9 protein-coding genes are annotated in these 13,268 nt (G+C 59.6%); 3 read left to right on the top strand and 6 right to left on the bottom strand.

The window, feature by feature from the left end; genetic code table 11:
• Positions 1-235: 235 nt before the first annotated feature.
• Genes hpnK through HMPREF1153_RS03795 form a run of 3 tightly spaced genes read left to right on the top strand, consistent with a single transcriptional unit; the run spans position 236 to position 3,753 of the window.
• Entirely contained in the window at positions 236-1,081 is an 846-nt protein-coding gene (gene hpnK / locus HMPREF1153_RS03805; RefSeq protein WP_009645590.1) for a hopanoid biosynthesis-associated protein HpnK, read from the top strand.
• Positions 1,082-1,085: 4 nt separating this feature from the next.
• Positions 1,086-2,096 carry a glycosyltransferase family 2 protein gene (locus HMPREF1153_RS03800; RefSeq protein WP_009645592.1) on the top strand — a complete coding sequence of 337 codons (1,011 nt, stop codon included), beginning with the start codon at positions 1,086-1,088 and terminating at the stop codon, positions 2,094-2,096.
• Positions 2,086-3,753 (top strand): DUF3329 domain-containing protein, encoded by a 1,668-nt coding sequence (locus tag HMPREF1153_RS03795; RefSeq protein ID WP_037369757.1) that lies wholly within the window; start codon positions 2,086-2,088, stop codon positions 3,751-3,753. The genes HMPREF1153_RS03800 and HMPREF1153_RS03795 overlap by 11 nt, the downstream gene beginning before the upstream one ends.
• Before the next feature lie 60 nt (positions 3,754-3,813).
• On the opposite strand, the gene sstT is transcribed toward HMPREF1153_RS03795, so the two are convergent.
• The 6 genes from sstT to HMPREF1153_RS03765 form a co-directional block, all read right to left on the bottom strand.
• The gene (gene sstT, locus HMPREF1153_RS03790) at positions 3,814-5,067 is read right to left on the bottom strand and encodes a serine/threonine transporter SstT (RefSeq protein WP_009645584.1); all 1,254 of its coding nucleotides are present in this window, start codon (positions 5,065-5,067) and stop codon (positions 3,814-3,816) included.
• 243 nt (positions 5,068-5,310) lie between these two features.
• On the bottom strand, positions 5,311-6,954 hold the full coding sequence (locus HMPREF1153_RS03785) for an ATP-binding cassette domain-containing protein (RefSeq protein ID WP_009645593.1): 1,644 nt from the start codon (positions 6,952-6,954) through the stop codon (positions 5,311-5,313).
• Positions 6,951-8,594, bottom strand: a complete 1,644-nt coding sequence (gene cydD, locus HMPREF1153_RS03780) for a thiol reductant ABC exporter subunit CydD (RefSeq protein WP_009645583.1) — start codon at positions 8,592-8,594, stop codon at positions 6,951-6,953. The genes HMPREF1153_RS03785 and cydD overlap by 4 nt, the downstream gene beginning before the upstream one ends.
• A gap of 7 nt (positions 8,595-8,601) precedes the next feature.
• Positions 8,602-9,618, bottom strand: coding sequence for a cytochrome d ubiquinol oxidase subunit II (gene cydB / locus HMPREF1153_RS03775; RefSeq protein ID WP_006191383.1), 1,017 nt, complete (start codon positions 9,616-9,618; stop codon positions 8,602-8,604).
• Positions 9,618-10,982 carry a cytochrome ubiquinol oxidase subunit I gene (locus HMPREF1153_RS03770; RefSeq protein ID WP_009645607.1) on the bottom strand — a complete coding sequence of 455 codons (1,365 nt, stop codon included), beginning with the start codon at positions 10,980-10,982 and terminating at the stop codon, positions 9,618-9,620. Before HMPREF1153_RS03770 ends, cydB begins: the two co-directional genes overlap by 1 nt.
• A gap of 229 nt (positions 10,983-11,211) precedes the next feature.
• The gene (locus HMPREF1153_RS03765) at positions 11,212-13,185 is read right to left on the bottom strand and encodes an HAD-IC family P-type ATPase (RefSeq protein WP_009645601.1); all 1,974 of its coding nucleotides are present in this window, start codon (positions 13,183-13,185) and stop codon (positions 11,212-11,214) included.
• Positions 13,186-13,268 lie beyond the last annotated feature (83 nt).

The following is a 13,268-nucleotide window of genomic DNA, read 5'->3' as shown; positions in this document are numbered from 1 at the left end:
TTTTACTATGAAAGTCCAAGAAGTCAAGCCCGAAGGGCGCAGACTGATTGGGTAACTTTCATTAAGGGCGGCGCACAATGTCCACAAAGTGGACGTTTGTGCGTGTAGTTTATATTCGACCTTCGCCTGCGATTCCCTGCCGTTTGCAAAACATCTTCTTCTTGCGGTATAATCAAGATGTACGAAGGAAAAAATCTGTCCTGTATGAAATGGATGTGAGGAAATATTGAAGCGGATGATCGTCAATGCCGATGATTTCGGTCGCCATGTGCGCATCAATGAGGCGGTGGAAAAGGGTGTCGAGATGGGCGTGCTGCGTTCGGCGACGCTGATGGCGGGCGGCGCGGCGTTCGAGGACGCAGCGGAGCGCGTGCGACGCCTGCCGAAACTCGGTCTTGGCATACACTTCACGCTGGTCGATGGTTTTCCCGTCCTGCCACCCGAGGAGATTCCGTCACTCGTCGATGAAAGCGGCGTCTTTTTGCCGAACTATGGCACTTTTTCCAAGCGCTATGCGAAGGGCGGCGTGCACCTGGCGGAGGTGCGCGCCGAGCTTGCCGCGCAGTTGAAAAAGTTTGAGGCGGCGGGACTTTCTCTCGATCATGCCGACAGCCATCAGCATATGCACGTCCTGCCGGGAATCATCGAAATCGTCATCGGGCTTTGCCGTGAGGCGGGGATCCCCGCGCTTCGCGCACCGTTTGCGCCGCTCTTTGCCGGAAAGTTCGGCGGCATCGGCCAGTTCGCAGGCCGCGCCGGACTTGCGCTCCTCGCGAGGAACGCCGCGAGTCTGGCGAGGAAGGCGGGGATTTCTGTGCCCAATCATTTTGCGGGCATCGTCGCGGGAGAGGCCGTCGATGAGGCGGAGCTGCTTCATGCGATCAAGAACCTTCGAGAAGGTGTGACCGAGGTCATGATGCATCCGGGCACGGCGAATGAGGAAATCGTGCGCGCCTCGGGTTGGCAGCACGACTTCGAAGCGGAGCTTGGCGCGATCCTCTCGCCGAAGGTCGCGAAGCTGGCGGCAGAGGAGGGCGTTGAGATCGTGAACTTTCAGGCATTGGGAAAGGGGATGATATAGATTCATGGACAAGATCGTGATCGTTGTTCCCTGTTACAATGAGCAAGAGGTTTTGCGGCAGTTTTATGCGAAGCTATCGAATGTGCTGCGGGATTTGCACGATTGTTCTTTTTCCTGCCTTTTTGTGGATGATGGAAGTACGGATGATACCTTGCAGATCCTGCGGGAACTTTCCGCAGGAGATCCGAATGTTCACTATAGAAGTCTTTCACGCAATTTTGGTAAGGAGTCAGCAATGCTGGCTGGTCTTGATGCTGCCGAGGGAGATGCTGTCATCCTCATGGATGCAGATCTCCAGCATCCGCCAGAGCGTATTCCCGAGATGATTTCTTGGTGGCGCAAGGGTTATGACGATGTATGCATGAAGCGAACGGATCGAAGTGATGAGACTGTTTTTAAGCGTACGATGACAACCCTTTTTTATCGTATTCTTCAAGCTGTCAGCCGCTGTGAGATACAACGCAATGTGGGAGATTTCCGCCTTTTGGATCGCCGCTGCGTTGCTGCGTTGCGCCTTATGCGCGAGAATCAGCGATTTACGAAAGGGCTCTTCACGTGGATTGGTTTTCGCAAGAAGGAACTCTCGTTCCATGTGCAGCCGAGGGCGGCAGGAAAGACGACTTGGAATTATTTTGCACTTTATAATCTCGCTGTAGAAGGTCTGACTTCGTTTACAACAGCGCCTTTGCGCATGACGACCTTTTTGGGACTGGCCGTCTCACTTCTCGCTATATCTTATATGTTTATCGTCCTTATCAATGCGCTGCTTTATGGCGACCCCGTGGCCGGTTATCCGACGCTGATGACGGTGATGCTTTTTTTGGGCGGAGTGCAGTTGCTTTCCCTTGGAATTATGGGAGAGTATCTGAGCCGTGTCTTTATGGAGAGCAAGCAACGCCCGATTTATCTCGTTGCAGAAGCCGATGGCAAAAAAATCTTGTATACGCCGTCAGATCCTCTGGAGAGACAGATCGCGAGTTCTTGGGAGGAAGGGGGTCGGTCGGATGAGACGTAATGAATTTTGGCGTACTGTGCTCGTGGCAGCTGTCATCTTTCTGCTGATGTATGGACTCAATCATCTGATGCCCTTGCATCGTGATGATTATGACTACTCGATGATTTGGCTGACGCATGAGCATATCATATCCTTTTCTGATGTAGTGGAATCTCTTTGGCGTCACTATCTCTTTCATGGTGGACGTATGGTGACGGTATTCTGCCTCGATTTGTTCCTGTGGGGCGGGAAGGGACTCTTCGATTTTGCCAATGCGTTGGTGTTTCTTGCCTTTATTGTGCTGCTTGTGATTCATGCCCTACGCGATTGGAGATTCTGGCGGGAGCCGGGGCTCCTCGCTGTCATGGGGATTCTCGCCTGGCTCGTGCTTCCTCATTTTGGAGAAGTAGCTGTGTGGAAGAGCGGGTCGACGGTTTACCTTTGGTCGTCTGTTTTTGCCGCCCTCTTTCTCGTGCCGTACAATCTTCATTGCAAAACAATGGATGAGGGGCAGGCACCCGAAAGGCATTGGCTTATCGCGCCGATGTTTGCGCTTGGCGTCCTGGCGGGTTGGTCGGTGGAAAACCTTGCCGTTACGGTGTTCGTATTGGCGGCGGGACTTTCTTGGTGGGCGAGGCGCAAGGGCGACTTGCCCCTTTGGATGCCGGCGGGGGCTTTCGGCGCACTCGCAGGACTCGTGCTGCTCGTGGCGGCGCCCGGCAATTTCGTGCGCTACGACGCGCAGGGAAGCGGCAAAGGAATCTTCACCCATATCGGCAACCAGTTTGCGGGAAACGGTGAGATGGTACTTTATCTCCTGCCCGTCATCTTGCTGCTGATCGCCGCGGGACGGATCTATCGACTGCATCTTGCGGAGGATGCAAGGGCTGGCGGTGAGACGGCGGAACCTTCCGGGCAAGCTTTTGGCTGGGGCAGGATGCTTTGCCTTGCCGTCATTGTTCTGCTCGTCGTTTCTTATTTCAACGGCAGCTTCTTTGCCAATGCGCTGCGCGATTTTCTCGTCGCCCATGTGCTCGCACCGCTGGGGCTTGATAAGCCACGCACCGTCGAGCACTTTGCCAATGTCATGGCAGGATTCGAGGAGATGGCGATCTATTGGCTCGCGATCTTCTTCTTCTATGGCCTTTTGAAGCGTTCTTTGGGCTTCTCGCGCAAGGCGCTTGCTGCCGTTCGCACGGTTTCGTGGCGCAGTGTGCTCCATGCTTTTCCTGCAGCACGCTATGCAGCGTTCCTCATCGCGCTGGCGCTTTTCAACAACTTTGTCATGATTGCCGCACCGACGTTTCCGGCGCGGGCGACGTTCAGCTCTGTCGCCATGATCCTCATCGCCGCCTGTGCTGTGCTGCGCGATCCTGTCGTCCGCGACTGCCTGTGGAATCGCGCGAAGAAGACGCTCCTGGTGGCATCTCTATCCATCGGCCTCTTCACGATGACCGCTGCGCTCTTCATTACGGCGGCGATGCAGCAGGAGAACGACGTGCGCCTCACCATCGTCAAGCAGGCAGCAGAAAATGGCGAGGAGATCGCCTATATGAAACCCATCCTTTTGAAAAATCGCGCTCTGCGCCACGTCTTCTTCGTCGACTTTGACAACGGCGTGACGAAGGATGGCCTTTGTCAGTATTACGGCATCAAGGACATTCGTGTGGAACGATAATGAAATGAGAAGACCTCGGACTTGAACTTGCAGTCCGAGGTCTTTTCGTATGTATGCCGTTCAGCTTTCGTGATGCGGTACGAGGTCAGTGGATTCGAGGGTGCCCTCCTTGGCGCGTTCGGCAAATTCGGCGGTGGCGGTGAAGAGGACGTCGCTGGAGCTGTTCAGAGCCGTTTCGCACGAGTCCTGCAGTACGCCGATGATGAAGCCGACGCCGACGACCTGCATGGCGACATCGTTGTGGATGCCGAAGCTCGCACAGGCGACGGGGATGAGGAGCAGCGAGCCTCCGGCAACGCCCGAGGCGCCGCAGGCGCCGACGGTCGAGATGACGCAGAGGAGCAGCGCCGTCGGCATGTCGACCTCGATGCCGAGCGTGTGTGCGGCAGCGAGCGAGAGGACGGCGATCGTGATGGCGGCGCCGCTCATATTGATCGTCGCGCCGAGCGGGATGGAGAGCGAATAGGTGTCCTCCGACAGTCCGAGACGTTTGCACAGCGAGAGGTTCACGGGGATGTTCGCCGCAGAACTGCGCGTGAAGAAGGCGTAGATGCCGCTTTCCCGGAGCGTCGTCCAGACGAGCGGGAAGGGGTTGCGGCGGATGTGCAGGAAGACGATGAGCGGGTTCATGATGAGCGCGACGGAGAAGAATGCGGCGAGAAGGACGGCGAGGAGCTGCGCGTAGCCGATGAGGGCAGCGATGCCGCTTTCGCCGATGGCGTTCGCGACGAGGCCGAAGATGCCGAAGGGGGCGAAGCGGATGACCCACTGCACGATCTTCGTCACAGCTTTGGCGAGGTCGGCGATCGTCTCCTTCGTCGAGTCGTTCGCTGAATGAAGTGCGACGCCCGCGAGCACAGCCCATGCGAGGATGCCGATGTAGTTCGCCGTCACGATGGCGTGCAGCGGGTTGTCGACAACGCTCAGGATGAGGTTGTGCAGAACTTCGATGATGCCGCTCGGCGGAGACACCTCAGACGAGGCGACGGCGAGATGGAGCGTCGTCGGGAAGAGAAACGAGTAGCTGACGGCGACCATCGAGGCGAGGAAGGTGCTGATGATGTAGAGGCGCACGATGGGGCGCATCGAAGCGCTGGCGTCTGCGTTCTTCTGCGCCATGGCGTTCATGACGAGCACGAAGACGAGAACTGGCGCGACGCCCTTGAGCGCCTTTACGAAGAGGTCGCCGAGGATGGAGATTGCAGGAACGACCTGCGGCAAGGCAACAGCGACGATGATGCCGAGGACGAGTCCGATGGCGATGAGCTTGATCAAGGCAGTTTCCTGATACTTTCTGCCGATGGAACTGAACAAAGAAATTCCTCCTTTAATAATTGTAAAGTACTTTGACAGTATAGTATAAAGCCAGAAAATATGCAAGTTTTTTCTGCCTTTGTGTATTTACACAGTGGACACGATGGGCTTTCTGCACAATGAGACTAGAAATCCCCCCAAGATGGCAGCTTGGGGGGATTTCGTGTGCCTTGACGTTATCCATGTTTGCCACCTTTAGTATAGCATACTCTCATTGGTGTGCAAGTTGATGATCCGTACGCTTCAGAGCGAAATAACCTGTTTCATGCGGCTGAGGAGCGGCAGGTCGTGGGTGATGACGATGAGCGTGCCGCCCCTTTTGTCGAGGGTTTCGAGCACGGCGGCGATGAGTTTTGCGCCGCGTGCGGCGTCGAGGCCTGCCGTCGGCTCGTCGAGCAGCAGCAGGGGAGCGTCTGCGGCGAGCGCCAGTGCCGTTAAGAGACGGCTTCTCTGGCCGCCTGAGAGGCGCGAGGCGTTTTCGCCGAGCGGTTCGTCGAGTCCTTGCGGCAGGGAGCGCACGACATCGGCGAGCTGTGCCGTTTCGAGCGATTGCCACATCGTGTCTTCCGTGATGCTTTCGTGCAGACGCAGGAAGTTGTCGCGCACCGACGCGCTGAAGAGATAGCTGCCCTGCAAGGAGACTCCGAAGAGGGAGCGCACTGCGTCTGCCGTCAGAGAAGTATGGGCTACGCCGCTATAGAAAATTGTGCCGCTGTCGATGTCCCAAAGGCGCAGGAGAAGGCTCGCGAGCGTCGTCTTGCCCGCGCCGCTCTCGCCGATGATCGCCGTGTGCTCGCCGCGTCGGATACAGAAGGTGAGGTTTTCGAGCACAGGCAGTCCCGCCTGATAGGCGAAGCTGATGTTTCGTGCTTCCAAGAGGGGGACGGCGCTGTCGGCGGCGGGAAACGCCGGCATTGGCGGCTTTCTTGTCGCCATTTCTTTCGTTGGAGCTGCTTCCGGCTGCATCTCGCCTTTCGAGGGCAGGATATTCTGTGCCGCTTGTCGGGCGGCCGAGGCGCCGAGAATGGCAGCGGGAAGAGCGCGGTATTCGGCGAGAGCGGCCTCAAGGGCGAGTGCCCAGACGGCGTATTCGATGCCGCTGATCTCGCCGGCCTGCGCATGGGGCAGGAGGAGCAGCAGCAGCCCAACCCAGAGGCTGACGCGCGAGGCGTCGAGCAGCGTGAACAGGCGCTCGCGCTTTTGGCGCTTTTCCGACTGTTTTTCCTGAAAGGTTTTGGCAGCGTCGTCGAGCATCTGCCGGGCATGGGGAAGTGCGCCCGCCTGATGAAGTTCGGTGCGCCCGTCGATGAGGTCGAGGAGCGTGTCCCGATAGGCAGCGCTTTCCTCGCGCAGGCTTTCTTCTTTGAGCAGGAGGGGCAGGGCGAGGTGCAGCAGGTAAAGAGCCGCGACGAGGGCCGCTGCGAGTGCGGAAAGCGGCAGGAGCGCGGCAGCGGTGAAGAATGCGACGAGTCCTGCGAGGAGCGGCGGCGGCACGGTGCGCAGGTAGAAGTTTCGCAGCGTCTCGCAGCCCGTCAGAAGGTCGTGCAGGAATTCGCCCTCGCGCATTGCGCCCTCCTTGAGCGGCAGCTTTTCTGCCGCTTGACGGTAGGTCAGAAGCTGCAGCTTTTCGTAGCAGGCGAAGGCGAGACGGTGCGAGAGAAGGCGGTCGAGGTAGCGGAAGACGGCGCGCGCGACGCCTGCGGCACGCACGCAGGTGATGCCGAGCGTCAGCGCCGAGAGAGGCGGCGCGAGTGCGGCGCTCGCGATGATCCACGCGGCGGCGCCGATGAGCGCGATACCCGAGAGTGCGGCGAAGAATGCCGCGAGAAGCGCGGGCAGTCCTTTGGCAGGAGAAGCGAGGCGCATGAGATGCAGGATTTCCGTCATTCGGCGTCACCTCCTATGTCGATGATATGATCGGCCCAAGCGATGAGCGCGGGACGATGCGAGGCGAGGATCAAGGTGCGGCGGCGAGAGAAATCGTCGAGGGCGGCGAGAACCGCCTTTTCCGTCTCTTCGTCGAGCCCTGCCGTGATTTCGTCGAGGATGACGAGGGGGCGAGCTTGGAAGAAGGCGCGCGCAAGGCCGAGACGTCTCCTCTCGCCGGCGGACAGCGGATGTCCGCCCGCGCCGAGCGGCGTGGCAAGCCCGTGGGGAAGCGCCGCCAGGAAGCCGCCGAGCGCCGCTTGCTCAAGGGCGGCGCTCACGGCGCTTTTCGTCGCGCCCTCCTGCCACAGGCTGATGTTTTCGGCGAGCGTCGCGTTGAATACATGCGTTTCTTGCGGCACATAGGTGATGAGCGCGCGGCGCGAGGCAGGCGAAAGATGCGCGAGGTCATAAGACTTTCCGTCGCCTGCGCCGTCCTGCAGGACGATCGTTCCTTCGGTCGGCGTGAGAAGACCGGCGAGAAGATTGAGCAGGGTCGTCTTGCCCGCACCGCTCGCGCCGATGAGTGCGGTCTTCTTGCCCGCGTGAAAGTTGAGGTCGAGCCCTTGGAGGACGGCTTCTTGTGTCAGCGGATAGCGATAGGAAAGTTTTTCGGCAAGGAGGCGCGGCGGCACGAGAATCTGATCGCACCTGCCGTCTTCTCTGTCGAGGGGAGCGGCGAGCCACGGCTCAAGCGCCTTTGCTGCCGTGTGCGCGTCCATGGCGGCGTGAAAGGCGATACCGCCTTCTCGCAGCGGCTGGTAGAAGAGCGGCGCGAGAATCAGCACGAAGAATGCCGTAGGAAAGCTGATCTGTCCGTCGATGAGCCTGAGGCCGATCGATACGGCAATCAGTGCGATCGAGAGCGTCGTGATGAGTTCGAGCGCGAAGGAGGAGACGAAGGCGAGGCGCAGGACGGCGAGTGATGCTTCGGAAAAGGAGCGGCTGCTTGCCCTTAGATGTGCACCTTCAGATTCCGTGCGGCGAAAGAGCTTCAAGGTCATCGCCGCGCGGATCATCTCGCCGAAGCCCGCGGTCAGAGCCTCCATCTTCGACCACTGGCGCTCGCTCGCGCGGCGCGTCGCCTTGCCGATAAGCATGAGCAAGAAGGGCGCGATGGGGAGCGTCGCAAAAAAGAGCAATGCCGAGAGCGGATCGAAGACGGCGCTGACTGCGAGGATGAAGGGCACGAGCACGGCGAACGATATGGCCGTCGGAACGACGGTATGAAACCACGGCTCGAGTGCATCCACGCGTTCTAACGCCAGGGTCAGGACGCCGTGCGTATCGCGCCCCTCGGCAAGAAGCGCACGATGCAGCGTCTTGCGGCAGAAGAGGCGCATGTGCTCGGACAGACGGTCTTCCATGCTGCTTTTGGGCAGACGCAGGAGAGCCGCGCCCAGGACGCACAAAAACAGCACCAGAAAATCTGATGCTGTTTCGTGCATTCCCGCGCCATGAAGGAAGACCTTGTTGACGACGGAAGCCGTCTGCCATGCCGCGGCGATGACGAAGACGCCCGAGAGCGCTTCGAGCAAGGCGCGGCAGAGGACGATATGCTTTTGTTCCTTGAGCGTGAGGAAGAGCAGACTGTTCTTCATGTGCTGCTCAATAGCCGTGGTGGTTGGCGTCGGCAGCCGTCACGCGCTTGCGGAAGATATAGTACGTCCAGATCTGATAGCAGAGTATGATCGGGACGAGGCAGCCGGCAGCGATCGTCATGATCGACAGCGTGTAGGGCGTCGAGGACGCATTGTAGATCGTCAGGCTGTACTCGGGCGAAAGGCTCGACACCATGAGGCGCGGGAAGAGCCCGAGGAAGAAGGCGACGACCGTCAGGGCGACGGCGAGGCCGCTGCAGACGAAGCCCTTCGTCGAGGCCTTGTTGATCACATTCGCATAGGAAGCGAGGAAGACGACGGCGGCGAGGACGAGAGCGCCCGCAGCGAAGGGATTCGCGTAGAGGTCGGTATAGACGTAGGTGAGTCCCATGCACAAGACGAAGAAGACGACGGCGAGAGCGCCGGCCTTTTTCGCCACGTCCTGCACGCGCATGATGAGGTGGCGGTCGGCGAGGCGCATCGTCAAAAATGCCGCACCGTGGAAGGCGAAGACGAAGACGAAGGCGAGGCCGCCGACGATGGAATAGGGCGAGAGCAGACCGAAGAAGCCGCCCGTGTACGTCATGTTCGCGTCGATGGCAAGGCCTGCGATGAGGTCGGTCACGGCGACGCCCCAGAGGAAGGCGGGAACGACGCTGCCGAAGACGATGCACTTGTCCCAGCCGCTGCGCCAGACGGCGGAGTCCTTGTGTCCGCGCAGTTCAAAAGCGACGCCGCGCAGGATGAGCGCGACGAGCATCAAGAAGAGCGCGAGGTAGAACGTGCTGAACATCGTCGCGTAAAGGTGCGGGAAGGCCGCGAAGCTCGCGCCGCCCGCCGTGATCATCCACACTTCGTTTCCGTCCCATACAGGCAGGATCGTGCGCAGCGTGATGCGGCGCTCCTCGTCGGTCTTGCCGACGAAGGGCAGCAGCATGCCGACGCCGTAGTCGAAGCCCTCAAGGAAGAAGAAGCCCGTGAAGAGCACGACGATCAGGACAAACCATAAGATGTTCAAATCCATTATGCTGCACTCCTTTCCGGCGAAGGACTGGTCTTGATGAAGCGGATCGCAACGCCGAGGGCGAAGACGATGAGCACGAGATAGATGAGCGTGAAGCCGATGATCGTCAGCCATATATCCGTTGTGGTGAGGTTCGGGGAGACGGCGTCGACCGTCTTCTGCAGGCCGACGACGATCCAAGGCTGACGTCCCGATTCGGTGACGAACCAGCCGACGGAGTTGGCGATGAAGGGAAGCGGCAGACTGTAGAGCAGCACCTTGAGCATGCAGCGCTTGTCTGCGAGCTTGCCGCGCATCGCGAGGAGGAGCGCTGCGCCCGTGATGAGAATCATGAGGCCGCCCGCGCCGACCATGATGCGGAACGCCCAGAAGAGCGCCGTGACGTTCGGCACGTAGTTGTCCGAGCCGTACATTTGGACGGCTTCTTCCTGCAGGTCGCGGATGCCCTTGATTTCGCCGGCAGGCTTATTGTAGACCATGAAAGAGAACATAGCGGGAATCGTGATCTCGAAGTCGTTCTGCATCTTGTCCTCGTTGATGATGGCGAAGGCGGCGAACGGCGCGGGATCTTCCGTCTCCCACAGAGCCTCCATGGCGGCGAGCTTCATGGGCTGGACTTCCTTCAGGTACTGGGCGTGCATGTGGCCGGCGCCCGCGACGCCAAGAAGGCCGATGAGCGTGAAGGCGAGGATGCCCTTCATGGCTTTCTGGAAGAGGTCGGCGGCAGGGCCTCCCTGAAGGATCTTATAGGCGGTGATCGCTGCGAGCAGGACGCCCGCCGTCGACATGCCCGCGAAGAACGTATGCGTGATCTCGCCGATGACGTAGTGATTCGAGAGGAGAGCGCCGAAGTCCGTCATGACGGCGCGGCCGCCTTCGATGGCATAGCCCGTCGGATGCTGCATGAAGGAGTTGGCGACGATGATCCAGAGCGCCGAGAGGTTGCCGCCGATGGCGACGAGCCACATCGTCACGCAGTGAAGTTTCGGTGACAATTTATCCCAGCCGAAGATCCAGATGCCGAGGAACGTCGACTCAAGGAAGAAGGCGGAGAGTGCCTCCAAGGCGAGCGGCGCACCGAAGATGTCGCCCATGAAGCGCGCGTACTCCGACCAGTTCATGCCGAAGTGGAACTCCTGTACGATGCCCGTGACGACACCCATGGCGAAGTTGATGAGGAAGACCGTGCTGAAGAATTGCAGCAGCTTGCGGCTTTCCTTCTTCCACTGTGCGTCCTTCGTGCGGACATGACAGGTTTCGAGAAGTGCCAGGAAGAATGTCAGCCCCAGCGTCAGCGGGACGAAGAGAAAATGATACGTCGAGGTGATGGCAAACTGCCATTGCGATAGGACAGCCGTGCTCATAAAATAATACCCCTTCCTTTCAGAAAATAATTATTTTTTATGCGTCCATTATAAAACAAGGGACAGCAAAAAACAAGGCATAAGTTTATCGGTGAATTTGAATCTTTGGATAAGGAAATCGCCGTAATTTTTTAAGGGATTTCAGGCAAATTCAGCGTTTCTTTGAAATTGTTGAAGAAAGCCGCCCCCGTGAAGAGGCTATATTCGCATGTTTCGTGCTCCTTGAAGCTCAGTAGTCGAGCGTGTGCGGTGCGAATTTGAAGCCCTTGAGTCCGAGCGGCACGAGCGTCGCTGCGACGATGCCCGCGAGCATGGAGAGGACGGAGAGCAGCGGCAAAAAGCGCAGGTCGCCGAGGAAGAAGAGCGAGGCATGCAGCAGGACGGCCGCCAGGACGGCGGCGAGGAAGGCGAGAGAAAGCGCGAGGCGCACGGTGCGGACGGTCTTCCTTGAAAGCGTGATGAGCTGGGGAATGTGCGAGGGATCTCCTGAGGCGATGAGGATGTCAGGCGCGATCTCGCTCTCGCTCGTCTGCATGGCGAGCACGACGTCAGCCATCGAGGCTGCCTCCGCGTCCTCCTTCTTGGCGGCGAGCAGGGCGACGGAGTGACCGTGCGCCTGAAGCATCTGCACCTCCTTCGCCTTGTCGGCGGGCGCAAGATCGGCGCGGTAGACGGAGATGCCGGCATCCTTCGCCGTGCGCTTTGCCGCAGTGCGGCAGTCGCCCGTCATCATGACGGTCTGGACGCCCAGAGATTCCAGCAGGCGGATTGTGCGCGGCATGTCGCTTCGCGCCTCGTCAGAGAACACGAGGAGGCCCTTGGCGATCTTGCCCGTGGCGAGATAGATGACGATCTTGCCGCGCGAGGCGAATTGGTCGCCCTGCGTCAAGAGGGAATTGCTGATCTGGACGCCCTCTTCTTCGAGCCATTCGCGCTTGCCGAGGCGCACGGCTCTGCCGTTGATCAGCGCCTCGACGCCTTTGCCGGGGATGCTGCTCGTCGCCGAAACGCGCATGAGGTGAGCGCCCCGACTGACAGCGCTGGCGACGAGGACGCGTGCGAGCGGATGGGAGACGCCGTTTTCCGCGCTCGCGGCGAGTCCCAGGATCGCACTGTCGGAAAGCCCCTCGCCGACGATGGTCGCGAGGAACGGCCTGCCTTCGGTGATGCCGCCGCTCTTCGAGAGCGCGATGGCGCTGATGTGCTTGAGCGTGCCGAAAACGCCGGCGTTCTTCACGAAGATCTTCTGTGCGCGGCACTTTTTCAGCGCTTCGGGCAGGGCGAACGAGGAGGCAAAGAAGAGTGCGGCAGGGCAAGCGAAGAAGAGCACGGAGAAAAAGAAGATCGCCGTCTGCAGAAGATCGAGTCCCATGGTCTGCCAGAGGGCAGCATCGGCGATGGCGAGCAGCAGACCGAAGGCGAGAAAGCGCAGGGCGGCATTGTCCGTGACGGCGAGCAGCGGCGTGTGCTCGGGCGTCTTCGCCGCTTCCTCCTGCCTGGGCGCGTCGCTTGCGGCAGGCTCATCTTCCTCTTCCTCTGCGGGCAGCGCCTCGCCTCGCGCACGTCTCGCTTCCCGCTCGGCGAGGCGGCGCTCCTCGGCGCGCAGAGCTTCGAGTTCGCGGTAGCGCGCCTCGGACTCCTTCTTTCGACGTTCCTCCTCCTCGCGCCTCTGGCGCTCGGCTTCATGCTCCGCCATCATCTCCTCTGCGCCTGGCGGCACGACGCCCTCGTCCTCGTCGAGCGAGAGCTTCCGTGCGGCGAGGCGCACTTCGAGGTATTTGCCGCCGAGCGTGAAGGTCAGGAAGAGGCCGAGCGGCGTGAAGAGAAGCTGGTGAAAGAGCGCTTCTCCCGTCAGCATCATCTGCACCATGAGGAGGAGGCTCGCGATGACGGCGGAGATGGCGCTGACGGCGATGAGTGAATCGGCGCACGGCGATTTGAAGAGCAGGCGGACGCCGCGCACGAGGATGGATTTGCACGCGAGCAGCATGGCGAGCGCGAGGGAGAGCTCGATTCCTGCAAAGAGGAGCGGCGCCTCCTCGGGAGAGAGCGGCCCTAGGTCTATGCCAAATGTGGAGGCTGCGAGCAGTCCCGGCGAAAAGGCGAATGCCAGAAGCGTCAGGGGCAGGACGATGAGGAGGGAGGAGCGCACGTCCTTTTTGATGCGTTCCGCCTCCTCTGGTGCTGCAGACTTTTCATCCATAATAAAATTCCCTCTTTTCCAAGGTGTAATAAAATAGAATTCACATTATCTAATTCGCCTTTTGCTGGTTAATTCCTACCAAA

The sequence above is a fragment of the Selenomonas sp. CM52 genome, from assembly GCF_000292955.1.
Taxonomy (GTDB): Bacteria; Bacillota; Negativicutes; order Selenomonadales; family Selenomonadaceae; genus Selenomonas.
The sequence above is the reverse complement of the archived record's forward strand: the minus strand, read 5'-3'. Positions and strand labels throughout refer to the sequence as shown.

Excerpts from the sequence above, each read along its gene's own strand:
- cydB (WP_006191383.1), bottom strand. The coding sequence starts at position 9,618 with ATGGATTTGAACATCTTATGGTTTGTCCTGATCGTCGTGCTCTTCACG.
- HMPREF1153_RS03765 (WP_009645601.1), bottom strand. The coding sequence starts at position 13,185 with ATGGATGAAAAGTCTGCAGCACCAGAGGAGGCGGAACGCATCAAAAAG.
- HMPREF1153_RS03795 (WP_037369757.1), top strand. The coding sequence starts at position 2,086 with ATGAGACGTAATGAATTTTGGCGTACTGTGCTCGTGGCAGCTGTCATC.
- HMPREF1153_RS03800 (WP_009645592.1), top strand. The coding sequence starts at position 1,086 with ATGGACAAGATCGTGATCGTTGTTCCCTGTTACAATGAGCAAGAGGTT.
- HMPREF1153_RS03770 (WP_009645607.1), bottom strand. The coding sequence starts at position 10,982 with ATGAGCACGGCTGTCCTATCGCAATGGCAGTTTGCCATCACCTCGACG.
- cydD (WP_009645583.1), bottom strand. The coding sequence starts at position 8,594 with ATGAAGAACAGTCTGCTCTTCCTCACGCTCAAGGAACAAAAGCATATC.
- hpnK (WP_009645590.1), top strand. The coding sequence starts at position 236 with ATGATCGTCAATGCCGATGATTTCGGTCGCCATGTGCGCATCAATGAG.
- HMPREF1153_RS03785 (WP_009645593.1), bottom strand. The coding sequence starts at position 6,954 with ATGACGGAAATCCTGCATCTCATGCGCCTCGCTTCTCCTGCCAAAGGA.